Source organism: Mesorhizobium sp. M7D.F.Ca.US.004.01.2.1 (assembly GCF_003997785.1).
Taxonomy (GTDB): domain Bacteria; phylum Pseudomonadota; class Alphaproteobacteria; order Rhizobiales; family Rhizobiaceae; genus Mesorhizobium; species Mesorhizobium loti.
Window position 1 is genome coordinate 1 of the sequence record NZ_RZRQ01000011.1, and the last position, 23,237, is coordinate 23,237.

Genomic DNA, 23,237 nt, shown 5'->3' on the forward strand with positions numbered 1-23,237 from the left:
GAGGAATTCCGGCTCCATCAGCATCTGCTTCAGGTTGAGCCGTTCGAAGGCATCCTTCTGGACTATCTGCACGACCTGCGCGGGAAAGAACGATCTGATATCGCCCATCCACTGCGCCACGGGTGGCGCAGTGGATGGGCGATATCAGATCGTTCTTTCCCGCGCAGGTCGTGCAGATAGTCCAGAAGGATGCCTTCGAACGGCTCAACCTGAAGCAGATGCTGATGGAGCCGGAATTCCTCAAGGCGATCGAGGCGGACGTCAATCTCGTCGCCGACCTGATTTCGCTGCGCTCCGTGATGCCGGCCAAGACCAAGGACATTGCGCGTACGATCATCGCCGATATCGTCGCCAAGTTGATGCAGCGGCTGGAGCAGAAGACGGCCGAGGCGATACGCGGCGCGGTCGACCGGTCGCAACGCACCAACCGCCCACGCCAGCGCGACATCGACTGGCCGCGTACGATCTCAGCCAACCTTCGCCATTACCAGCCCGAGCACAAAACCATCGTGCCGGAGAAGCTGGTCGGCTTCATGCGCAAACAGCGAAGGCTGGTCGACCTGGATGAGGTCGTGCTGTGCGTCGACCAGTCGGGCTCGATGGCAAGCTCGGTGATCTACGCCTCGATATTCGCCGCGGTGATGGCCTCTCTGCCGGTCGTGCGGACCAAGCTTGTCTGCTTCGACACGGCGATCGTCGATCTGACCGAGGAGCTCAGCGATCCTGTTGAAGTCTTGTTCGGCGTGCAGCTTGGCGGCGGCACCGACATCAACCAGGCCGTCGCCTATTGCGCGGACCGCATCGAGCGGCCGACCAAGTCGCATATGGTGCTCATCACCGACCTTTATGAGGGCGGCAACGGTCAGGAACTGCTGCGGCGGCTTGCAGCACTGGTTCGCTCCGGCGTCAATGTCGTGGTGCTTCTGGCGCTGACCGACCAAGGCAGGCCCGGTTATGATCCGAAGATGGCGGGCTCGGTGGCCGCGCTCGGCATTCCGGTCTTTGCCTGCACGCCGGATCTGTTTCCAGACATGATGGCGGCGGCATTGCGACGCGAGGATATCGGCGCATGGGCGGCCGGCGCCGACATCAAGCTTGTTCGTGCCGAATCCGAAGCGCCGGAGTGAAACAGCTGGTACCAGAGCTGCCAGGATGCTCCTGGCAGCTCTGGTAGAGATCGCTGGATCTCAGCCAAACTTCGGGTCGAGACTGCCCGACTTATACCGCTTGGCCATCTCAGCGACCGGCAGCGGCTTGATCTTCTGCGCGTTGCCGGCGGTGCCGAACTGTTCGAAACGCTCCTTGCAGAGCTTGCGCATGGCGGCCATGGCAGGCGTCAGGTACTTGCGTGGGTCGAACTCGCTCGGGTTCTCGGTCAGCACCTTGCGGATCGCGCCGGTCAGCGCCATGCGGTTGTCGGTGTCGATGTTGATCTTGCGCACGCCGTGCTTGATGCCGCGCTGGATTTCCTCGACCGGCACGCCCCAGGTCGGCTTCATCTGGCCGCCATATTTGTTGATGATCTCCTGCAGATCCTCCGGCACCGAGGACGAGCCGTGCATGACCAGATGCATGTTGGGCAGGCGACGGTGGATCTCCTCGATGACGTTCATGGCCAGCACCGCGCCGTCGGGCTTGCGCGAGAATTTGTAGGCGCCATGGCTGGTGCCCATTGCAACCGCCAGCGCATCGACATGGGTGTCCTTGACGAACTCCACCGCCTGTTCGGGATCGGTCAGCAACTGGTCGTGGCTGATGGCGCCTTCGACGCCGTGGCCGTCTTCCTGCTCGCCGCCGCCGCTCTCCAGCGAGCCGAGCACGCCGATCTCGCCTTCAACGGACACGCCGCCCCAATGCGCTATGTCGACGACGCGCTTGGTGATGCCGGAATTGTAGGTGTAGTCGGCAGGTGTCTTGCCGTCTTCCTTCAGCGACCCGTCCATCATCACCGAGGTGAAGCCGTACTGGATCGCGGTGACGCAGGTGGCTTCGTTGTTGCCATGGTCGAGATGCATGCAGACCGGAATGTCGGGATGGATTTCGACCAGCGCGTCGATCAGCTTGGCCAGCACCACGTCATTGGCATAGGCGCGCGCGCCGCGGCTTGCCTGCAGGATGACCGGCGACTTGGTCTCCTCGGCGGCCTCCATGATGGCGAGGCCCTGTTCCATGTTGTTCATGTTGAAAGCGGGTACGCCGTAGCCGTATTCGGCGGCGTGGTCGAGCAATTGTCTCAGTGTTATGCGAGCCACCCAATAGTCTCCCGTATCTGGTTTCAAGCGCAACGTCGCGGGCCGGCCGGTCGCCGGTCGGCCCTGGATGCTTCTGGCCGGATTTCGAGCCAATCGCAACCTTCACAGGCCCTGTCGATCGCAATTCTTGTTGCAGCGCTGAAATCCTGCCTGTTTGGTCATCCAGTGCGCGAGCAGGTCGGACTTTGGTCTGAGATATCGCACGCATAGGTCCTGCGCGTTGTCTCAACAGCCTTTCCTGCGCAAGCTCAGGAATATTCGAACATTTGGCTGCGTTGCCTCCAGGTTAGCAACGGAGAATCCAGCCATGCATAAATCGACCTCAAGCCGGTTCATCTGGTTCGCACTGCGCGCCTCGACAGCGTTGGCCCTGACCGTAGCGCCTTATCATCTCAGTCTGGACGCCGCGTCCAAGATCGGACCCGCGGCGGCTTACGCTAAGAGTGGGGATGGCGGTGGTGGCGGAGAAGGCCATGGCGGTGGTGGTTCCGGCGGCTCGGGTTCCGGTGGCAATTCCGGTTCCGGGGGTGGCGATGACGGCGGTGACCATGACAGTGGCAATTCTGGGCCCGGGGGTGGTGGCGATGATGGGCCAGGTGACGATCACGGCGCAAACGACAGCGGTCACCACGGACACGAGCATGTGAACGCTGCGACTGGCGACAAAGTCGAAGTGGAAGGCAACAAGATCGAGGTCACTCATCCTGACGGGACCAAGGAGGAGATAGAGAACGGTAGGCTTGAGACAAAAGATGCGTCAGGCCGCACCATTGTCGAGCGTCGAGCCACTCCCGCGGATATAGCCCGGCTCAACAGCCTGTAGTTCCGCTGGACCTTTTCAAGCCAGTAAGAGCCTGCTGCCCGCAGGGAGGCAGCAGGCCGATTTAGGGAGAGCGGCGTGCGATCTGCGCGTTACGTCACGCCGCGATCAACTCCCGTGCCGCCAGGATCTGCACGCAGGCATTGGCCGCTTCCTTGCCCTTGACGGTGAAGTGCTCGAAGAAGAAGCGGTGATGCTCGGCGCTGTCGTGGTAATTGTGCGGGGTGAGCACCGCCGACAGCACCGGCACGCCGGTCGACAGCTGCACGTTCATCATGCCGTCGATTACCGCGCTGGCGACGAATTCGTGCCGGTAGATGCCGCCATTGACGACAAAGGCGGTGCCGAGGATCGCGGCATAGCGGCCGGTCCCGGCCAGGGTCTTGGCATGCAGGGGGATTTCATAAGCGCCCGGCACGTCGAAGACATCGACGGTGAAGCGCTCGCCTCCGATGTCGGCCAGCTCCGCCTCGAAAGCCCTTACGCACTGGTCGACGATGTCGGCATGCCAGCGTGCTCTGACAACGGCGATGCGAACAGTTTCGTAGTCTTTATGGGAATGCTGATTCATGGGTCCATCCTTCCGTTTCGAACCAGAATCAGGACGCACGATACGGATTAAGCCCGCGAAAAGCGGGCCGGCTTCCGTTTCGTTCTCTTCCATCCGGACTCTAACCGTCGGCCCCGGAATCACACCGGATCTGCTGACCTTTCCGAAACCGGAAAGCGCTCGCGGGCTCAGGCCGAAGCCTTTACCGCCGGTGGGGACTTTCACCCCGCCCTGAGAACATTAACGGGCTTTGTATGGAAGGGCAGGGCGCCGCTGTCAACCGTGAGAGGGTTGGGCCAAGCACGTTCGACTACCGCGTGCGCCACGCCGCCGCCGATGCGGCAACCAGCATGAGCAGTGCTGCAACCATCGCGCAGACAGCAAAGCCGAAGTTGGAATAAAGCGGTCCGAAGCTGGTGGTGCCGACGAAGACCGCGAGGTAGGTCACAGCGCTGTTCAGGCCCATGATCGTGCCGCGCCGCGACGGATCGAGCCCCGACAGGCGCGTCACTAGGACGTTCAATCCGAAATGATTGGCCAGTCCCCAGATCGCCACCATGGCCAGGATCAGGCTGAAGCTGTTGCTCGCCGCTGCAATCGCGACATAGACGGCGGCGACAAGAAGATAAGCGAACGGCATGACGCGGCGCGCGCCGATCCGGTCGATGACACCGTCGAGAAGTGCTGCCATGCCGAAACCCACACCATAGGCAAGCGCCGCCAGGCCATTGGCGCTGACCGGCTCGCCCAACCCGACATGAAGATGGTCGCCGAGATAGCCATAGACACCGTAGAAGGCGGTCATGAAGGCGGCGCAAGCGATCAGTAGCGGCACGATGCCGGGAATGCCGAGCGCTTCCAGCGGGGCGGGCGCCGGCCCGGCCTTCCTGATGTCGCTGAGCGAGGTCACTGTCAGCCCCACCCATGCAAGGGCCGCAAGCACCGCGACCGCGGCAAAGACGGCACGCCAATGCACGAGATCGGCAAGCACGGCCGACAGCGAGACGCCCGCCACCATGCTGAGCGTCCATCCGGTCAGAACGACACCGATCGTGCCGCTCTCCCTGCCCGGTGGGGCGATGGCTGCCGCGCTGGCATAGATCGCCGGCATGGCGATGCCGGCGGCAATGCCGGCGAGCAGCTGTGCCGCGACCAGCAGGAGCACCGTGGGTGCGGCGGCACTTGCGACCAGCGTCAGTGCCAGCAGCAACAGGGCGCCCTGCAGCATCCGGCGTGCACCGAGCCGGTCGATGTAGCGGGCCAGGAACAGGGCGCTTGCGGAAGTGCCGAGGCCGAACGCGGCCGCCGCAATCATCACGGCCGGCACGCTGGTACCGAACGACGAGGCCACGGCAGGTGCAATCGGACCCAGCACAAGCGAGTTCGAGCCGATCACGGCGATGCATCCGGTCAGCAGATAGGCAAGCGCCGGAATCGGTGCTCGGGCAGTCAATGGTGCAACTTGATCAATGTTCGACATATCAGCATAATGGCCGTATTCTATTCAGCAGAGAACCAGGAATTTCGCCATGGATGAAGAAACAGATGGCATTCTGCAGAACAGGCCTGCGGCCCGCGACCTCGACGCGATAGACCGAAGAATATTAGGCGTCCTGGTCGATGACGCCACGATCAGCTACGCCGAACTCGGCGATCGCGTGGGCTTGTCGCCACCGGCAGCGCATGAGCGGGTCAAACGGCTCCGGCGTAGCGGCGCCATCCGCAACACAGTCGCCATCATCGATCCCCGGGCGGTGAAAAAGGCTTTGCTTGCCTTTGTCCATATCGACACCAGGGGCTGGGGAAAGACACCCGAACTGATGGCGGTCTCGCAATATCCCGAAGTCGAGGAGATCCATACCGTCGCCGGGGATACCTGCATGCTGCTGAAGGTCCGCACGGAAGACACGAGGGCACTCGAAGGCCTTTTGGCGCGCCTGTACGAAACGCCGGGGGTCACCTCGACGCGCAGCTATGTGGTTTTATCGACCTATCTGGAGCGGCCGGTGCAGCCGGGCATTACCGAGACATGGCCGACCCCGAAGCATATGGCCGAGCCTCTGTACTAGAAGCGAGCGGCTACGCGCGCTCGGGAAACATCGCCTTCAGGCCCTCGCGCGATGCCTTGGCAACGCCGCGCTCGGTGATCAGGCCGGTCACCAGCCGCGCCGGCGTCACGTCGAAGGCCGGGTTGGCCGCGGGCGTCGTCTCGGGCGAAATGCGCACCTGGGCAATCTCGCCGGCAGCGGTCTTGCCCCAGACCAGCGACACCTCGTCGGCCGAGCGCTGCTCGATCGGGATCTCGGCCAGTCCGTCATGCACCGTCCAGTCGATGGTCGGCGACGGCAGCGCGACATAGAACGGCACATCATTGTCGGCGGCGGCGAGTGCCTTCAGATAGGTGCCGATCTTGTTGCAGACATCGCCATCTGCGGTGGTGCGGTCGGTGCCGACGATGACCATGTCGATCTCGCCGCGCTGCATCAGATGACCGCCGGCATTGTCGACGATCAGCGTGTGCGGCACGCCGTGCCCGGCCATCTCCCAGGCGGTCAGCTGTGCGCCCTGGTTGCGTGGCCGTGTTTCATCGACATAGACGTGGACCGGAATGCCGGCCTCCGTGGCCAGGTAGATCGGCGCGGTGGCGGTGCCGTAGTCGACCGTCGCCAGCCAGCCGGCATTGCAGTGGGTCAGGATGTTGACCGGCTCGCCCTTCTGCTTGCGCGCCGCGATCGCCTTGATGATGGCAAGACCGTTCTCGCCGATGGCGCGGTTGAGCTCGACATCCTCGTCGGCGATTTCGCCGGCGCGCCGGTAGGCGGCTGCGGCGCGTTGTTCCGTCGGCAGGGGCCGCAGGAAGCGCCGCATCTCATCCAGCGCCCAGCGCAGATTGATCGCGGTCGGACGCGTTTCGTGCAGGGTCTCCCAGACGGCATCAAGTGCGGCATCCGACGGATCGTCTGCCATCTGCATGGCGACGCCATAGGCAGCGGTGACGCCAATGAGAGGTGCGCCGCGCACCCACATGTCGCGGATGGCGGTGGCGATGCCGGCGACGCTGCCGATCTTTTCGATGCGGAAATCATGCGGCAGCCAGCGCTGGTCGATGATCTCCACCGAACGCCCGTCGTCGCTCAGCCAGATGGTGCGATAATGGCGGTCGCCGACGTTCAAATGCTGCTCTCCTGTTCGATCAGCGCGGCCAGTTGGTTGACCTCGTCGATGCTGTGGATCTGGCGCCGGTTGACTGCGATGTGACGGCCGAATTTCAGCGCCTTTGCCTCACAACTGGCGCGCAGATCCTCGTCGGCAATGGTCTCGAAATCGGCATTGTGGGCGAGGCCGAGGATGCGCCGGTGCACCTCGATGCCAGCAAAGCCGAGCAGGTCGGTCCAGATCTGGTGCAGCACATGGTCGAGCGCCTGCTCGGCGCCGAGCCTGTCGCCCTGATCCTCGAACAGGCTCTTCTGATAGAGCATGCCGGTGCGCTCGGTACGCCACAGATGCGAGAACTCGGCGCGGAACACCGACCAGGTCTCGGTCGTCACCTCGAGCAGATAGGCGCGCATGGCGTCGCGCTTGCCCCTCTGCTGGTGGCCGCGCTGCGAGAAGAACGACATCCAGAAATTGGCGAGCAGCATGCCGACATCGAAGGCCATCGGACCGTAGAAGGCGAATTCCGGATCGATCATCCGGGTTTCCTGGTCGGTGACCATGATCGAACCGGAATGCAAATCGCCATGCAGCAGCGTTTCGGCATTGGCGGCGAAAATGTGCTTCAGCCGCTGCGCCTCGACCTTGAGGTCGCGGTCGGCACGCAGTTCGGCGACGAGGCCGTCGAGTTGCGGCGAGGTGTGGCGGTTCATCTTGGCGTCGAAATAGGGGTCGGAGAACACCAGGCTTTCAGTGATGTCGCAGAGTTCGACATTGTCGGCGAACAGCGCCAGATCGGCCTTGCGGTCCTTGGCCGCCATGTGCAGGTCGGAGCCGCGAAACAGCGTGCGGGCCATGAACAGGCCGATGTCCCGTGCAATGTTCGGCAACTGGCGGCCGTCGATTAGGGCGCGGCGCAGGATGATGTGCGGCGGCGCAAGATATTCCATGATGATCAGCGCCTGGCCTTCATCGAAGTAATGGATCGCCGGCACCGAGCCCGGCGCGCGCGCCTCCTGCCTTGTCAGCGCGTGATATTCGAAGAAGGATCGCTTCAGCGGCAGCGGCCAGCTGTCGCCGACCAGGCGGACATAGGGCAGGGCCTGCTTGACCACTGCCGCACCGCTGGCGCCCTCGACGATGAACACCAGGTTGAGATTGCCGTCGCCGACCTCGCGGACCTTCCAGCGTGTCGTGTCTTTGCCGATCTTCGCGCATAGCGCGTCGTTGTCACCGAGGCGGGCAGCCAGGGTCTCGACCGACAGTGCTTCGAACGGCAATTCTTCAGTCATCGTCATCCTCCCGCATATGCGCTCCGAACATAACGGAGGCATGGCGGCTGGGCCAAGCTAGGAAGCGATCTGGCAATTGTCAATCGTGTTGACAATTGCCGATGCAGCCCATAGCGTCATGTCAGGGAGGAACGCATGGTCGGCAATGCCGTGTTCCGCGTAGAGGGACTGAGGAAATCCTTTGGCCAGAACGAGGTGCTTGGCGGCGTCTCGCTCGAATTGCATGCCGGTGAAGTGACCGTGCTGATGGGCGCCAACGGCGCCGGCAAATCCACCCTCGTCAAGATCATCTCTGGCGTCTATGAGCGCGGCGGCGGCACGATGGCGCTCGCCGACCAGGATTTTGCACCGAAAACCCCGGCCGAGGCGATCCGCGCCGGCGTCGTCACCGTTCACCAGAACATCAATGACGGTGTCGTCGCCGATCTCGACGTAGCCACCAATCTCACTCTCGACAGGCTGAGCGGTAGCGGCGCACCGACCCTGTTCAATCCGGTCCGTGTGCGCCGAGAGGCCAAGGCGGTTGCCGACCGCATGGGGCTGGCCATCGATTTGAAGGCGCGGGTGAGTGATCTTTCGCTGGCCGATCGCCAAATGGTGGCGATTGCCCGCGCGCTGGCGCATCAGCCGAAAGTGCTGATCCTCGATGAGCCGACCTCATCGCTCTCCAGCGCCGAGGCTGATCGGCTGTTTGCGCTGATCGACAGGCTGCGCGAGCAAGGCGTGGCGATCCTCTACATCTCGCACCGCATGTCGGACATCAGGCGGTTGGCCGATCGCATCATCTCGATGCGAGACGGGATCATTTCAGGCATTTTCGACAAGAAGCCGCTCGACTATGAAGGCGCGGTCAACGCCATGCTCGGCCGCAAGATCCATCTCGACCAGATCGTTGTCAGGGATTCGGCCAATGCCGTCCTCAAGATAGATGGCCTGCGCATAGCACCAGGTGCCCGGCCGATTTCGCTGACGCTCGGCGACGGCGAGGTCGTCGCCATCACCGGCCTCGTCGGTGTCGGCAAGACGGCGCTTGCCGAGACGCTGTTTGGCGTGCGCCAGCCATTGTCCGGCACCATGATGATGAACGGCAAGCCTTATGCGCCTGGAACAACCGGCGAGGCGATCGCCGCCGGCGTGTTCCTCGTCGCCAAGGACCGCGGCGAGAATGGCATCGTTGGCGGCTTCAATATCCAGGAAAATATTAGCCTGCCGTTTCACAAGCGCATGTCGCGCTTCGGCATCCTGAGGCGCCGTCTCGAACGCATCACGGCCCGCAGGCAGATCGAGGAACTGGGCATCGTCTGTCGTTCAGAGAAGGACGAGATGTCGGAGCTGTCCGGCGGCAACCAGCAGAAGGTGATGGTCGCCCGCTGGATGGCTCAGGATGCAAGACTGTTCATTCTGGATGAGCCGTTTCAGGGCGTCGATATTTCCGCCCGGCGCGACATCGCCGCCAAGCTCAGGGCCAGTGCAAACGGCCGCGCCACGCTGTTGTTCGTCACCGAGCTCGACGAGGCGCTGGAGACCGCCGATCGCATCCTGGTCATGTCGGAGCAGACCATCGTCGGCGAACACCGCAACGCCGACGTCGATCTCGATCGCTTGCTGGCCGAGGTTGCGGGCGGACCGCTGCACAGTGCGGCCTGAAGGGCGTGGCTAACAGGAATTGGAATGGAGAGAGTATGGGTTCGAGTTGGGTAAAGACGGCAGCAGCGCGCGGGAGCGCTGAATGACGCTGCGCGACCACGCCATCCGCTACGGCTTCATCGTGCTCTTGTTCGGGCTCGTCGCCTATTTCTCGATCGCCGCCGACGGTTTCGTTTCGCCGCAAAGTGCTGTCTTCATCTTCCAGTCGGTCGCCATCACCGGCGTTCTGGCGCTCGGCGTTACCGCCACGCTCGTCGTCGGCGGCTTTGATCTGTCGATCGGCTCGGTCGCCACCTCCGCCATGATGGCAGCGGCCTATGTGATGGTGGTGCTGGAGCAGAACGCCCTTGTCGCGGTGGTCGTTTGCCTGCTGATCGGCGCCATTGTCGGCCTGATCAACGGCTGGCTGATCGTCTACATGCGTGTGCCCGATCTGCTGGCGACGCTCGGCATGATGTTCCTGCTCGTCGGCTTGCAGCGCATTCCGACCGAAGGCCGCTCGATCGCCACCGGCATGACCATGCCCGACGGTTCGGTCGCCAACGGCAAGTTCAGCGATGCTTTCCTGGCGCTCGGCCGCCACCGCTTTGATTTCTTCATCCCGAACCTCATTCCGGTGTCGGTCGTGGTGCTGCTCGTGCTCGCCGTGCTGATCTGGTTCTTCCTCGAATACACCCGCTTCGGCCGCATGATGTATGCCGTCGGCAGCAATGAGCGCGCCGCCGAACTCGCCGGTGCGCCTGTCAAGGCATACAAGATCTGGGCCTACGTTATTTCAGGTGTTTTTGCCTCGATCGGCGGCATTTTGCTCGCTGCCCGGCTTGGACGCGGCGACATCGCCTCGGGTAATAATCTGCTGCTCGATGCAGTTGCCGCGGCGCTGATCGGCTACGCGGTGCTTGGCGCCGCCAAGCCGAACGCCTTTGGCACCGCCATCGGCGCGCTGTTCGTCGGCATCTTGCTGCAAGGCCTGACGATGATGAACGCGCCTTACTACACGCAGGATTTCGTCAAGGGCGTGGTTCTGGTCATCGCCCTTGTCTTCACCTTTGCGCTTTCAGGCAGAGGCAGGAGGTAGCTTTCGACCGGAACAGGATTTTGGGTTCAACAAGAGTGGAGGAAAACAAGGTGAGCATTACAAGAAGACTTCTGGGGAAGGTGGCGCTCGGATTGGCCGGCGCAACCATGCTGATGCAGTTCCCGGCTCTGGCCGCGGACAAGCCGGCGCCTTTCGACAAGCCTGGCGTCAAGATCGCGCTGGTGCGTTATCTCTCGACCGGTGACTTCTTCCAGGCCTATCTCTCGGGCGTCGAGGCGCAATCGAAGGCGCTCGGCATCGACCTGCGCGTGCTCGACAGCCGCCAGGATGCGGCTCTTCAGTCCGACATGGTCGATCAGGCCATCGCGCTCGGCGTGCAGGGTATCATCATCCAGCACGGCCTGACGGAGTCGATGAAGGACGCCGCGCAGCGCGCAGTGGATGCCGGCATCAAGGTGGTGGCCTTCGACGTCAATGTCGAAAACCCCAAGATCCCGCAGGTCGAACAGTCCGACCGCGACCTTGCGCGCCTGGCGCTCGAGCAGGCGGTCAAGGACAATGGCGAGAGCTGGAATGCGGGCTATGTCTACGTCGCCGGCATTGCGCCGCTCGACCGCCGCAACGAGACCTGGGTCGACGTGAAGAAGAAGTATGCCGGCATCAAGGAAGTCGCGATGTTCGGCACGCTCGACAATCCGATCGCCAACTCCGTCGCCAATCAGGCGCGCTCGGTGCTGTCGGCTCATCCCGACATCAAGGTGATGTTCGCTCCCTATGACGAATTCGCCAAGGGCGTGAAGATCGCTGTCGATGAGGCCGGCCTCAATAAAGGCATCAAGATCTATTCGGCCGATATCTCGACTTCGGATATCGCAGCGATGCGCGAGCCCGACAGCGCCTGGGCAGCGACCGCCGCCACCAACCCGGCCGTCGTCGGCCAGGTCTCGGTGCGTGCACTGGCGCAGCTGCTGGCCGGTGAAGATCCCGGCCACAACGTCGTCGTGCCGCCGACGCTGATCACCCAGAAGGACCTCATCGACAAGGACATCAAGAACATGGAGGACCTGTCTGCCAAGCTGCCGCAGTTCGCCCATGCCGATGTGGCGATGCCGGCCTGGATGCCGAACCCGAACGCGAAGTAGGTTTCGCTATCGAAGGCCGCTTGCAGCCGCTTGCTGCAGGCGGCCTTTTTGCCGAATATTTGCCGCCGGCGCAGGTTCCGGCCCAAGGTTCGGTGCATATGGAAGTCCAGGCGGCAATCGAGGAAAACCTGTCCGGCGCCGTCGCCGGAACATTGTTTCGATGCCCGCACGCCACCACTGGCGTCGTGGTGTTGGGTGGATCGAGTGGCCGCGTCGATGTCGGGCGCGCACGGCTCTTTGCAAACGAGCGCTCGTCGGCCTTACCCTGCTGTGGTTTGGCGGCGAGAGCCAGGCTCCCGGAATATGCGAAATTCCCCTCGAAACCTTCTTTGCGGCAACCGACTACCTCCTTGAAACAGGATGCAATCGCATCGTCTATGTCGGCACATCCAAAGGTGCCGAGGCCGCATTGCTCGCGGCGGTCCATGACCCGCGCATCAACGCCGTGGTCGCCATCAGCCCATCGTCGGTGGTTTGGGGAAATATCGGTGCAGGCCGGGACGGCGTCAGTTGGCCCGAACGATCCTCATGGTCGCTCGACGGTACTCCCCTGCCGTTCGTGCCTACGGATCCGAATTGGAGCCGAGAGTCTGTGGATGGCCTGGTGTCCTACCGAGCGCTTTTCGAACATTGTTTGAAAACCTTCGAGCGCGAAGCAAAGGCGGCAACCATCCCCGTCGAGACCGCGTCGGCCGAGATACTGCTTGTCGCCGGTGGCGACGATGCGCTGTGGCCCTCCCTATGGTTCGCGACAGACATTGTTCGGCGGCGAGACAACGCAGGCAAAGTCACACGTCTCGTCACATCGCCCGATGCGGGTCACCGCATTCTGTTGCCGGGAGAGGGCACACCACGCTCGACATTGCATGCACATGGCGGCAATGACGAGGCCGATTCACAGTTGGGCAGAATGGCTTGGGAAGGCATCCGAGAACTGCTGTAGCCGCAGATCCCGAATATCTTCGCCTGTTTTTGCGCCAGTCTCGGCCGGCTCTGCCTAACGCAGCGCTGCCGCGATGTTGCCGCCATCGACCGTTGTCACGTCGGCGGTGGTGCGATCGGCCAGCGCGTGGTGCAGGAAGGCCTGCGCTACATCTTGCGCCGTTACTTCCTGGCCGAGCAAATTGCCGGACATGTAGTCCTTCTCCGACACGCCGCGCGCGCCCGAACGGCTGGCGATCATGGCGTCGGTCAGAAGCCCTGAGCGGATGCGGTCGGCATTGACCGCGTTCGAGCGGATGCCGTGCGCGCCGTAGTCGAGCGCGTATTGCCTGGACAGGAACAGCGTCGCTGCCTTCGGCACGCCATAGGCGCCGAACTTCGGGCCGGGGTTGACCGCCTGCTTGGAGGTGTTGAACAACAGCACGCCGCCTGTACCTTGTTCGAGCATGATGCGCACTGCGTTCTGCGCCACCGACTGGTGGGCGAAGAAGTTGAGCTCGAAACTCTTGCGCAAAAGTGCATCGTCGAGCTCGCCGATACGGCCTTCCCAGGCCGCCCCGGCATTGGACACCAGGATGTCGACACCGCCGAACACGGCGACCGCTCTGTCGAAGGCGGCGCGCACCTGTGCCGGGTCGGTGATGTCGGCGGCGACACCGATCGAATTGTTGCCGGCTTTCTTCGCGGCTTCGGCGGCCTTTTCGGCGTCGAGATCGACGACGACGGCATGGGCGCCATTGTCGGCGAACAGTTTTGCTGTCGCCGCGCCGATCGCACCGGCGCCGCCGGTGATCAGAACCACCTGGCCGGTCAGCGGCTTCGGCTTGTTGGAAGCGAGCTTGGCCTGTTCCAGCGACCAGTATTCGAGCGGGAAAAGGTCTGCCTTGGAGAGCGGATGGAAACGGCCGACCGCCTCGGCGCCGCGCACCGCTTCGATCCACATTTCGCCGACATCCGACGCGATCTTCGCGTCCTTCAGCGTGCGGCCATGGCCGAACATGCCAAGGCCCGGCACCAGTGTCAGGCGCGGCATCTGGTCGAGCATGGTGCGTTTGACGTCGTCGAGCGCATCATTGATTTCGAAATAAGCACGATAGTCCTTGGCGAAGGCGTCGACGTGGTCCTTGATCACGGATCTGTAGTCGCCGGCCTTATCGGCATCGGGCGCCGGCAGCGCCATCGGCCCGGTCTTGATGCGGATCGACAGATCGGGCGTCGACACACCGCGTCCGGCATAGTCGGCAATCTCGGATGAATTGATGAAATCGACGATTGTCGGCGAAGTGCGGAAATCGCTGATCATGCGGTCGAAGCGGCCTTCGCCACGTGCTACCGCCACCGTGCCGCGCAACATCGGTGCGATGGACGCGGGTGTCGCGAGCTTTGCCGGTAGTGCTGCCTTCGCCGCCTTCGGCTTGCCGTGATTGGCAATGTAGTCCTCGGCGACGTTCACATAATGGATCATCCGGTCGTAGGCCTGTTTCGCATCGTCGCCGAAGGTAAAGATGCCATGCTTGTCGAGGATCAGGCCCTCGACATCAGGGTCGGCATCAAAAATATCGGCGGCCGCCTTGGCGAGGTCGAAGCCGGGCATGATGTAGGGCACATAACCCATCTTGCTGCCGAACACCGTCTTCACCAGCGGCTTCGAGTCTTCCTGGTCGACGATGGCGAGGATAGCGGTCGAGTGCGTGTGGTCGACGAATTTATGCGGCAGGAAGGCATGCAGCAGCGTTTCGACCGAAGGGTTGGGCGAGGACGGGTCGATGAGGTTGACGCGCTGCAGTGCGACCATGTCCTCGTCGGCCAGTTTGCTCAGCGCGCGCGCCTTGAGCAGCGGCTTGAGCTTGACCGCCGGCAGGCCCTGCGGCTCGATGACGCCCATGTCCCAGCCGCTGCCCTTGACGCACAGCACTTCCCATTGGTCGCCGACAAGATCGGTCGCCGTCGTCTTGCAGGAGGTGTTGCCGCCACCATGCAGGACCAGCCTTGGTTCGCCGCCGAGCAGCCGGGTCGTGTAGACGCGCAGCGCCAGGTCGCGGCCGACACCCTTCTTTGCATAGTCGGCAACGAGCTTTTCGGCTGCATCGTCATTCCACAGGTTCTTCATGTTCGCTTCGTCCGGTTGCTGTCTTTGATGGTGAAACAGGAATGCCGCGACGCTTTGATGACAATGCGCCGGCGACGGAGATGGCGGTTTCCTAGGAGGCCTTTTCTGTCGTGGCGGCCGCATGATCCAGAAGCCGCTGCGCCATGCGCGCGCCGACCACCAGATGCGTGCAAAGGCCGCCCGCGATCGCCGCGAGCAGCGGTTCGAACTTGCTGTCCTCCTGCACCACCATCAGCCGCCTGGCGATGGCGCGCAGCGAGGCAAGTTCGGCGGAGATCACACGCCGGTTATAACTGCAGTCGAGCACCTTGCCCTCGGCGTCGATGATCTGCCCGGCAATGACGCCGGCAGCGCCTCGGCTGCGCAGGCCAGCCATTTCGTCAGGAGTGAGCGCGCCGCATTTGACCAGATGGCTGTCGGCGTCAACCGCGCCGACCGAGTACAGCGCCAGGTCGCAGTCGCGCACGCCCGACAATTGCTCCCGGATCACCGGCTCGGCACGCAGCGCGCGCGCCAGCTCTTCCGTCGACAGCACCAGCGGCGCGTAGAAGTTGAGCCCCTTGGCGTTGAGACGTCGCGCGATTTCCATGGTGCACTGGTCGGGCCGGTAGGAATAGGGCGCGCCGAGATTGCCGCAGAGCTGCACCACCGTGACATCCTGCAGGTCGGCATAGGACATGATGTCGGCGATCATGTAGACGGTGCGGCCCCAGGCGACGCCGATGCGGTCGCCCTTCTTGACCAGCTCGAGAAAGACGCTTGCCGCCAGCACGGCTATTTCCGCCGACGGGTCGGCGATATGGTCATTTTCCGGCGCGATCCAGACGGCGTCGAGGCCCAACGCATCCTCGAGCTTGCGCGCCAGCACGTCATCGGTGAAAAGCTGGGTCGAGGTCGAGATGTTGACGATGCCGGTTTCGCGCGCCTTGCGCAGATACATGGCGACCGAGGCACGGGAAATGTTAAGCTGGCTCGCCACCTGGTCCTGCCGCAGGCCATGGGCATAATAAAGCCAGGCGGCCTTGTGGATGAGCTGTTCTGCCGGTCGGATCGCCATGCCGTCTCCTCGGCTGACATTATTCACGGCTCTCGACAAAAGTCAAATTGGGCAAAGGTATGCGATGCCCTTTTGCCGGGCGAATCTGGATCATCATTGTTCCAAATGCGCTATAGCGAGGCATCGTTGATGGTGACGCGGCCCCAGCCTGTGATTAGAAGGTCTAAAAGAAAAACGCGGGGAGCATGGGATGGGCAATCCATACGAACAGGATCTCGACAAGAACGCGGCCAACCATCAGCCGTTGACGCCGCTTACCTATCTGGAGCGCGCAGCCAAAACCTATCCCGACCAGATCGCCATCATCCATGGCCGCCAGCGCATCGACTATCGCACCTTTTGGCGCCGGTCGCTGAAGCTTGCCTCGGCGCTCGACAAGCGCGGCATCGGCAAGGGCGACACCGTCACCGTCATGCTGTCCAACACGCCGCCGATGCTGGAGGCGCATTTCGGCGTGCCGATGACCAAGGCGGTGCTGCATTCGCTCAACACGCGCCTTGATGCGGCGGTCATCGCCTTCCAGCTCGACCATGCCGAGACCAAGGTGCTGATCGTCGACCGCGAATTCTCCAGCGTCGTCAAGCAGGCTCTGGAACTGGCCAAGGTCAAGCCGCTGGTCATCGACTATGACGATCCCGAATACGCCGCTGACGCGCCGTATCCGAAAGGCGAGCGGATTGGCACTCTGGACTATGAGGCGTTTGTTGCTGGCGGCGACGAGGACTTCACCTGGTCGATGCCCGACGACGAATGGGATGCCATTTCGCTGAACTATACCTCCGGAACGACAGGCAATCCGAAGGGCGTCGTCTACCACCATCGCGGTGCGGCCCTGATGGCCTACACCAACACCATCCATGCCGGCATGGCCAAGCATGCGGTCTATCTGTGGACGTTGCCGATGTTCCACTGCAACGGCTGGTGTTTTCCCTGGACGCTCGCCGTCCAGGCCGGCACCCATGTCTGCCTGCGCTGGGTGCGGCCGAAGCCGATCTACGATGCGATTGCCGATCAGGGCGTCACCCATCTGTGCGGCGCGCCGGTGGTCATGTCGGTGCTGATCAATGCCAGGGACGAGGACAAGCGCGCATTTCCGCAGACGGTCACCTTCAACACGGCCGCAGCGCCGCCACCGGAAGCGGTACTGTCGGGGATGGCCGATGCCGGCTTTGCCGTCACCCATCTCTACGGCCTGACCGAGACCTATGGCCCGGCGGTCGTCAACGAATGGCATGGCGCCTGGGACGACCTCGAAAAGGGCGAGCGCAGCGCCAAGAAGGCGCGGCAGGGCGTGCGCTATGCAGCGCTCGAAGGCCTGACCGTCATGGATCCCGAAACGATGCAGGCGACACCGGCCGACGGCGAGACCATCGGCGAGGTCATGTTCCGGGGCAACATCGTCATGAAAGGCTATTTGAAGAACGGCAAGGCGAGCGACGAAGCTTTTGCCGGCGGCTGGTTCCATTCCGGCGATCTCGGCGTCATGCACCCCGACGGCTACATCCAGCTCAAGGACCGCTCCAAGGACATCATCATTTCTGGTGGCGAGAACATTTCCTCGATCGAGGTCGAGGACGCGCTCTACAAACACCCGTCCGTTGCCTCTTGCGGCGTCGTCGCCAGGCCTGACGACAAATGGGGCGAGGTGCCTGTAGCCTATGTCGAACTGAAGCCCGGCAAGGCGGCGACCGAGGCCGAGATCATCGAACATTGCCGGGGATTGCTGGCGCGCTTCAAGGTGCCGAAGGCGGTGATCTTCGCCGAAATCCCGAAGACCTCGACCGGCAAGATCCAGAAGTTCCGGCTGCGCGAGATGGCCAAGGTCACCTGAAACGCCGACGGCCTTTCGCGGAAAATATTTTCAGTGGCTCGCATCTTCGGGCCGCTTCGTGACGTCTATTGGATGTCACCATCTGTCACCAATCGTACGCGTACACAGAATCTGCGTTGACAGACCGTCCATTTCGATTTACGAATGACGAAAGTTGAAATTCGTCACTCGTAAATTGACAGAGGATCATGTCCGAAGCCGCCACCATAGTCGCCGACGCCGCCCGACAGGAAAATGTGACGCGCATTCTCGACTGCGCCGAGCGGCTGTTCCGGCACTACGGCTACGGCAAGACCAATGTCGCCGACATCGCCCGTGAACTCGGCATGTCGCCGGCCAACATCTATCGTTTCTTTGCCTCCAAGGTCGAAATCCACCAGGCCGTCTGTGGCCGGATGCTCGGCGCCAGCTACAAGATGGCCTACGAGATCATGCACCTGCCGGTCAACGCCGAGGAGCGGCTTCGGCGTTACGTGCATGCGCAATACAAGATGACGATGGAGGTCATGCTCGACGACCAGAAGGTCCACGAGATGGTCATCGTTGCCCTCGAACGCGACTGGGGCGTGATCGACAAGCATGTCGACAGCATTCACGACCTGTTTGCGGAAGTGATCCGCGATGGCATCGAGGCCGGTGAGTTCAGGGAGCAGGATCCCGTGATCGCGTCGCGCTGCTTCGGCGCCGCAACCGTCATCCTGTGCCATCCGCAGATGGTGGCGCAGTGCCTTGCCAAGACCAACCGGGCAATGCCCGACGACCTCATCGATTATGCAATCAAGGCACTGAAATAGCCCCGCCAGCCGGTGTCGACCATTCATCTCCAGTCGGAGTACCAAGATGTCTTTGTCCAATTCCATCCTCCGTAAGCTGCCAGTTGCCGGCCTGATTGTCGCGGCGCTCGGGCTTGCCGGCTGCAGCCAAGAGAAAGCCGAAGTCAAGGACATCATCCGCCCGGTCAAGGTCGTCGAGATCGCCCAGGCGCATGACACCCGCACGCTCTCCTATTCCGGCTCGGTGCGGGCTCGCACCGAAAGCGCACTGGCTTTCCGCGTCAACGGCAAGATCACCGAGCGCCTCGTCGACATCGGCCAGCATGTGGTTGCGGGCGACGTGCTCGCCCGCATCGATCCCATCGATTACGACCTGTCGGTCAAGAGTGCGCAGGCAGCCCTTGATGCCGCCGATCGGCAGGTCGAGACGTCAGAGCTGTCCCGCAAGCGCGCCGAGCAGCTGTTTGACAAGAAGTTCGCGCCGAAATCGCAGCTCGAGCAGGCGACCCTGAGCTACGACCAGGCTGTCGCCACCCGCGATTCCGCTCGCTCGACGCTTGCCCAGGCCAGGAACCAGGTCGGCTATACCGATCTCAAGGCCGACAGGGACGGCATCGTCACCGCGGTCAGCGCCGATGTAGGCCAGGTGGTTGGGTCCGGCGCGCCGGTTGTCACTGTTGCCGTCGACGGCGAAAAGGAAGTGCTGATCGCCGTGCCGGAAATGGAAATCGCCGAATTCAAGCCGGGCAAGATCGTCAAGGCGGGCTTCTGGTCCGACGACGCGCTGGCGCTCGACGGCAAGGTCCGTGAGGTCGCCGGCAGCGCCGATCCGCAATCGCGCACCTTCGCCGTTCGCGTCAGCCTGCCCAACGATCCGCGCGTGCTTCTCGGCATGACCGCCAGCATCGAAGCCTCGGCGGCCAATGAGCGGCAGCTCGTGTCGATCCCGCTGAGCGCACTGGCCGAGCAAGGCAGCCAGTCGATCGTCTGGACCGTCGATCGCGGCGCCGACACCGTTCACGCCCGTCCGGTCAAAGTCGCCGCGTTCGCCGCCGGTGGCGTGCGTGTTGCCGAGGGACTGAAGCCCGGCGACGTCGTGGTCGCTGCCGGCACGCAGTTCATGACCGAGAACCTCAAGGTGAAACTCGCCGGCGATGCGGCACTGCAGTCCGCATCTGCGGCTGACGGCGACGCCAAGCAGGTGCGCTAACGACAGACAACCGGCTGCGCGTTCCCGCAGCCGCTGGTTTCCGGGCGGCAAGCGCTCGAACCGAGGCGCTCGATTGATGTAACCCCCACATCGATTTTCGCGTCCCACCGCGATGAGCGTTTCTCCGCTCGGAGAGCCTTGCCGCCCGGAAGCCACTACCAAGCATTCGATCTTGTTGCTTTGAAAAGATGGACCAGCATCGATGACCAATTCCACGGAAGAGAAGCGGCCTTTCAACCTGTCGCGCTGGGCAATCGGCCATCCGTCCATTGCACGGTTCCTGTTCGGCCTGATCATCATTTCCGGTGCGCTCGGCCTGATGCGCATGGGCCAGAAGGAAGATCCCGATTTCACCTTCCGGGTCATGGTCGTCCAGGCGATCTGGCCGGGCTCCTCGATCAAGGAGATGGAAGACCAGGTCGTCAACAAGATCGAGCGCAAGCTGCAGGAGACGCCGCATCTCGATTTCGTGCGCTCCTTCACCCGCGCCGGCAGCGCCATCATCACGGTGCAGATCAAGGGCGACACCAACGCCGCCGAAGTCACGGACGCCTTCTACCAGGTGCGCAAGAAGGTCGGCGATATCCAGGGCGATCTGCCGCAAGGCCTGCTCGGCCCATATTTCAACGACGAGTTCGGCGACACCTTCATCACGCTGCATTCGATCAGCGGCGATGGCTTCAGCTATCCCGAACTGAAGAAATTCGCCATCCAGGCACGCGACATGCTTTTGACGACGCCCGGCGTCGAGAAGGCCGTCATCATCGGCGACCAGCCGGAAAAGCTCTATATCGACGTTTCGTCCAAGGCGCTGGCCGAACGCGGCCTGACGCTGACCGACCTGCAGAACGCGATCAAGGGACAGAACAATGTCGACCCGGCCGGCTCCGTCGACACCGGCACCAATTCGGTGCGCATTTCCGTCGAGGGCGATGTCAGCAAGGTCGAGGACATCAGGAACCTGCGCCTGCGCGCCGGCGGCCAGGTCACGAGGCTCGGCGACATCGCCACGGTGACGTCGGGGCTCGAAGATCCGTTCCAGCGCAAATACCGCTTCAATGGCCATGATAGCGTGCAACTTGGCGTCGTCATGGCCAAGGGCTTCAAGGTCACCGATGTCGGCAAGGATGTCGAGGCTACCTACAAGCGCTTCGAAGAGGCGCTGCCCTACGGCGTTTCGGTCGACCAGATTTCCGACCAGCCGGGCGTCGTCACGGATGCGGTGGCCGAATTCATGCATGCGCTTGGCGAAGCGCTGCTGATTGTGCTGGTCGTTTCTTTCCTGTCAATCGGCTGGCGCTCGGGCCTGGTCATCGCTATCGCCATTCCGCTGGTGCTCGCCGCCACCTTCGCCATCATGTACGAACTCGGCATCGACCTGCAGCGCATCTCGCTCGGCGCGCTGATCATCGCGCTCGGCCTGCTTGTCGACGACGCCATGATCGTCGTCGAGATGATGGAGCGAAAGCTGGAGGAGGGGCTGGTCAAGATCGAGGCGGCGAGCTTCGCCTATTCCTCGACCGCCTTCCCGATGCTGACCGGCACGCTGATCACCACCGCCGGCTTCATCCCGGTCGGCTTCGCGGCTTCCACGGCTGGCGAATATGTCCGCACGCTGTTCTATGTCGTCGGCATCGCGCTGATCGTGTCCTGGTTCGTCGCGGTCTATTTCACGCCGTGGCTCGGCAACATGATCCTCAAGCAGCGCAAGCATGCCGGCAGCCATCACGATGTCTTCGACACGCGCTTCTACCGCCGGCTTCGCGCTACGGTGGGCTGGGCGGTGCGCCATCGCATCATCGTCCTGGTGATGACGCTGGTGACCTTCGGCACCAGCCTGTGGGCGTTCCAGTTCATTCCGCAGAACTTCTTCCCGCAATCGTCGCGGCCGGAAATCCTCGTCGACCTCTGGCTGCCGGAAGGCACCAGCATCAAGGAAGTCGAGGCGCAGGCCAAGGCGCTCGAAAGCAAGATGATGGACGACAAGGACAAGCGTTTCATCGCCACCTATATCGGCGAAGGCGCGCCGCGCTTCTTCCTGCCGCTCGACCAGCAACTGCGCAATCCCAACTTCGCCCAACTGCTCGTCATGGCCAATGACGAACCGGCCCGCGAACGGCTGATCGTCAAGTTGCGCACCGTCCTGGCGCAAGACTTCCCGTCCATCCGCGCCAAGGTCGACCGCCTTTTCCTCGGTCCGCCGACCGGCTGGCCGGTGCAGATGCGCGTCATGGGGCCGGATCGGCAGGAGGTGCGCCGCATCGCCGACCAGGTGAAGGCGAAGTTCCGCGAGGATCCGCTGCTTGGCGCCGTGCACGACGATTGGTTGGAGCCGGTGCCGGCGATGAAGCTGGTCATCGACCAGGATCGTGCCCGCGCGCTCGGCGTCACCTCGCAGCGCATCCGCCAGATGCTGCAGGCATCGATGTCCGGCGCGCCGCTCGACGATTTCCGCGACGGCGAGGAGACGGTGTCCATCGTCGCCCGCGAGCCGGATGCCAGCCGCAGCCTGCTGTCCTCGGTCGACTCCGTCTACATCCCGACCGATTTCGGCGGCTTCGTGCCGCTGTCGCAGGTGGCCAAGGTTGTCCCGGTGCTGGAGCAAGGCATCGAATGGCGCCGCGACCGCCTGCCGACCATCAGCGTGCGGGCAACGCTGCCCGACGGCGTGCAGTCCAACGACGTCGTCACCAAGCTCTACAAGGACATGCAGGGCCTGCGTGACGGTCTGGCTCCCGGCTATAAGATCGAGATCCAGGGCGGTGCCGAGGATTCGGCGGAAAGCCAGGCCTCGATCGCCGCCAAGGCACCGATCATGCTGGCCATCATCGTCGTGCTCTTGATGATCCAGCTGCAGAATTTCGGCAAGGCGATGCTGGTGCTGGCGACCGGTCCGCTCGGCATCATCGGTGCTGCCGCCGCCCTTTTGATCAGCGGTGCGCCGTTCGGCTTCGTCGCCATCCTCGGGGTCATCGCGCTGCTCGGCATCATCATGCGCAACTCGATCATCCTGGTCGACCAGATCGACCAGGACATTGCCAAGGGCATGGAACGCTCCGAAGCGATCATCGGCTCGGCTGTACGCCGGTTCCGGCCGATCGTGCTGACGGCGATGACGGCCGTGCTGGCGCTGATCCCGATCTCGCGCGCCGTGTTCTGGGGGCCGCTCGCCTACGCCATGATGGGCGGCATCGTCGTCGCCACCGTGCTGACCATCCTGGTGCTGCCGGCGGGCTATGCCCTGTTCTTCGGCCGCGAGCCCAAGAAGCGCGGTGCCGCGGAGCCGACCGACGATCTGGAGCTGAGCCAAAAGGCCGACAAGCCGCAACTGGCGCTGGCCGCCGAATAAAGATCGCAGGCCGGGCGATACCGTCCGGCCGGCAAGGTTTGCTTCCACCATCCAACGCCACGATCTCTCG

Annotated in this window: 16 protein-coding genes, 2 pseudogenes and 1 riboswitch; of the genes and pseudogenes, 11 read left to right on the top strand and 7 right to left on the bottom strand. The window is 62.9% G+C overall.

Translation table 11 applies throughout. The features are described from left to right. Positions 1 to 110: 110 nt before the first annotated feature. Positions 111 to 1,127, top strand: a pseudogene (locus EN993_RS03955) (VWA domain-containing protein); the annotation flags it as partial. 60 nt (positions 1,128 to 1,187) lie between these two features. Here EN993_RS03955 and fba read toward each other — a convergent pair. Beyond that, a complete protein-coding gene (gene fba, locus EN993_RS03960) occupies positions 1,188 to 2,252 on the bottom strand; it encodes a class II fructose-bisphosphate aldolase (protein ID WP_127262440.1) in 1,065 nt (354 codons plus the stop codon). Between the two features lie 449 nt (positions 2,253 to 2,701). On the opposite strand from fba, the gene EN993_RS36925 reads away from it, so the two are divergent. Beyond that, complete coding sequence (locus tag EN993_RS36925) at positions 2,702 to 2,899, top strand: hypothetical protein (RefSeq protein ID WP_164757530.1); 198 nt, start codon at positions 2,702 to 2,704, stop codon at positions 2,897 to 2,899. A gap of 270 nt (positions 2,900 to 3,169) precedes the next feature. On the opposite strand, the gene EN993_RS03970 is transcribed toward EN993_RS36925, so the two are convergent. Continuing rightward, positions 3,170 to 3,643: a 6,7-dimethyl-8-ribityllumazine synthase gene (locus EN993_RS03970; protein ID WP_127262442.1), complete on the bottom strand. Its 474-nt coding sequence runs from the start codon at positions 3,641 to 3,643 to the stop codon at positions 3,170 to 3,172. A gap of 77 nt (positions 3,644 to 3,720) precedes the next feature. Then, positions 3,721 to 3,865, bottom strand: a riboswitch (FMN riboswitch). 67 nt (positions 3,866 to 3,932) lie between these two features. Further along, the gene (locus EN993_RS03975) at positions 3,933 to 5,102 is read right to left on the bottom strand and encodes an MFS transporter (RefSeq protein ID WP_127262443.1); all 1,170 of its coding nucleotides are present in this window, start codon (positions 5,100 to 5,102) and stop codon (positions 3,933 to 3,935) included. A gap of 49 nt (positions 5,103 to 5,151) precedes the next feature. Here EN993_RS03975 and EN993_RS03980 point away from each other — a divergent pair, with 49 nt between their 5' ends. Further along, positions 5,152 to 5,691, top strand: coding sequence for an Lrp/AsnC family transcriptional regulator (locus tag EN993_RS03980; RefSeq protein ID WP_127262444.1), 540 nt, complete (start codon positions 5,152 to 5,154; stop codon positions 5,689 to 5,691). A gap of 10 nt (positions 5,692 to 5,701) precedes the next feature. Here the strand turns inward: EN993_RS03980 and mtnA are convergent, their stop codons facing one another. Beyond that, complete coding sequence (gene mtnA / locus EN993_RS03985) at positions 5,702 to 6,796, bottom strand: S-methyl-5-thioribose-1-phosphate isomerase (RefSeq protein WP_127262445.1); 1,095 nt, start codon at positions 6,794 to 6,796, stop codon at positions 5,702 to 5,704. After that, entirely contained in the window at positions 6,793 to 8,067 is a 1,275-nt protein-coding gene (mtnK, locus tag EN993_RS03990) for an S-methyl-5-thioribose kinase (RefSeq protein WP_109663260.1), read from the bottom strand. Before mtnK ends, mtnA begins: the two co-directional genes overlap by 4 nt. 135 nt (positions 8,068 to 8,202) lie before the next feature. Between mtnK and EN993_RS03995 the strand changes: the two genes are divergently transcribed. The 4 genes and pseudogenes from EN993_RS03995 to EN993_RS04010 all read left to right on the top strand — a co-directional run bounded on the left by EN993_RS03995 (position 8,203) and on the right by EN993_RS04010 (position 12,838). After that, positions 8,203 to 9,714, top strand: coding sequence for a sugar ABC transporter ATP-binding protein (locus tag EN993_RS03995; RefSeq protein WP_127262446.1), 1,512 nt, complete (start codon positions 8,203 to 8,205; stop codon positions 9,712 to 9,714). Between the two features lie 82 nt (positions 9,715 to 9,796). Beyond that, positions 9,797 to 10,792, top strand: a complete 996-nt coding sequence (locus tag EN993_RS04000; RefSeq protein ID WP_127262447.1) for an ABC transporter permease — start codon at positions 9,797 to 9,799, stop codon at positions 10,790 to 10,792. A 50-nt stretch (positions 10,793 to 10,842) separates the two neighbouring features. After that, positions 10,843 to 11,895 (top strand): substrate-binding domain-containing protein, encoded by a 1,053-nt coding sequence (locus tag EN993_RS04005; RefSeq protein WP_127262448.1) that lies wholly within the window; start codon positions 10,843 to 10,845, stop codon positions 11,893 to 11,895. Between the two features lie 98 nt (positions 11,896 to 11,993). Further along, positions 11,994 to 12,838, top strand: a pseudogene (locus EN993_RS04010) (acyl-CoA thioester hydrolase/BAAT C-terminal domain-containing protein). Between the two features lie 54 nt (positions 12,839 to 12,892). Here the strand turns inward: EN993_RS04010 and EN993_RS04015 are convergent. Beyond that, a complete protein-coding gene (locus EN993_RS04015; RefSeq protein ID WP_127262449.1) occupies positions 12,893 to 14,947 on the bottom strand; it encodes a bifunctional aldolase/short-chain dehydrogenase in 2,055 nt (684 codons plus the stop codon). A 91-nt stretch (positions 14,948 to 15,038) separates the two neighbouring features. Continuing rightward, positions 15,039 to 16,004 (bottom strand): sugar-binding transcriptional regulator, encoded by a 966-nt coding sequence (locus tag EN993_RS04020; protein WP_127262450.1) that lies wholly within the window; start codon positions 16,002 to 16,004, stop codon positions 15,039 to 15,041. A gap of 190 nt (positions 16,005 to 16,194) precedes the next feature. On the opposite strand from EN993_RS04020, the gene EN993_RS04025 reads away from it, so the two are divergent. The 4 genes from EN993_RS04025 (at position 16,195) to EN993_RS04040 (ending at position 23,167) form a co-directional block, all read left to right on the top strand. Further along, the gene (locus EN993_RS04025) at positions 16,195 to 17,835 is read left to right on the top strand and encodes an acyl-CoA synthetase (RefSeq protein WP_109661941.1); all 1,641 of its coding nucleotides are present in this window, start codon (positions 16,195 to 16,197) and stop codon (positions 17,833 to 17,835) included. A 188-nt stretch (positions 17,836 to 18,023) separates the two neighbouring features. Beyond that, positions 18,024 to 18,629 carry a TetR family transcriptional regulator gene (locus EN993_RS04030; protein WP_109661943.1) on the top strand — a complete coding sequence of 202 codons (606 nt, stop codon included), beginning with the start codon at positions 18,024 to 18,026 and terminating at the stop codon, positions 18,627 to 18,629. Between the two features lie 46 nt (positions 18,630 to 18,675). Then, complete coding sequence (locus EN993_RS04035; RefSeq protein ID WP_109661945.1) at positions 18,676 to 19,818, top strand: efflux RND transporter periplasmic adaptor subunit; 1,143 nt, start codon at positions 18,676 to 18,678, stop codon at positions 19,816 to 19,818. A gap of 202 nt (positions 19,819 to 20,020) precedes the next feature. After that, entirely contained in the window at positions 20,021 to 23,167 is a 3,147-nt protein-coding gene (locus EN993_RS04040) for an efflux RND transporter permease subunit (RefSeq protein WP_126068296.1), read from the top strand. The last annotated feature ends 70 nt before the right edge of the window (positions 23,168 to 23,237 follow it).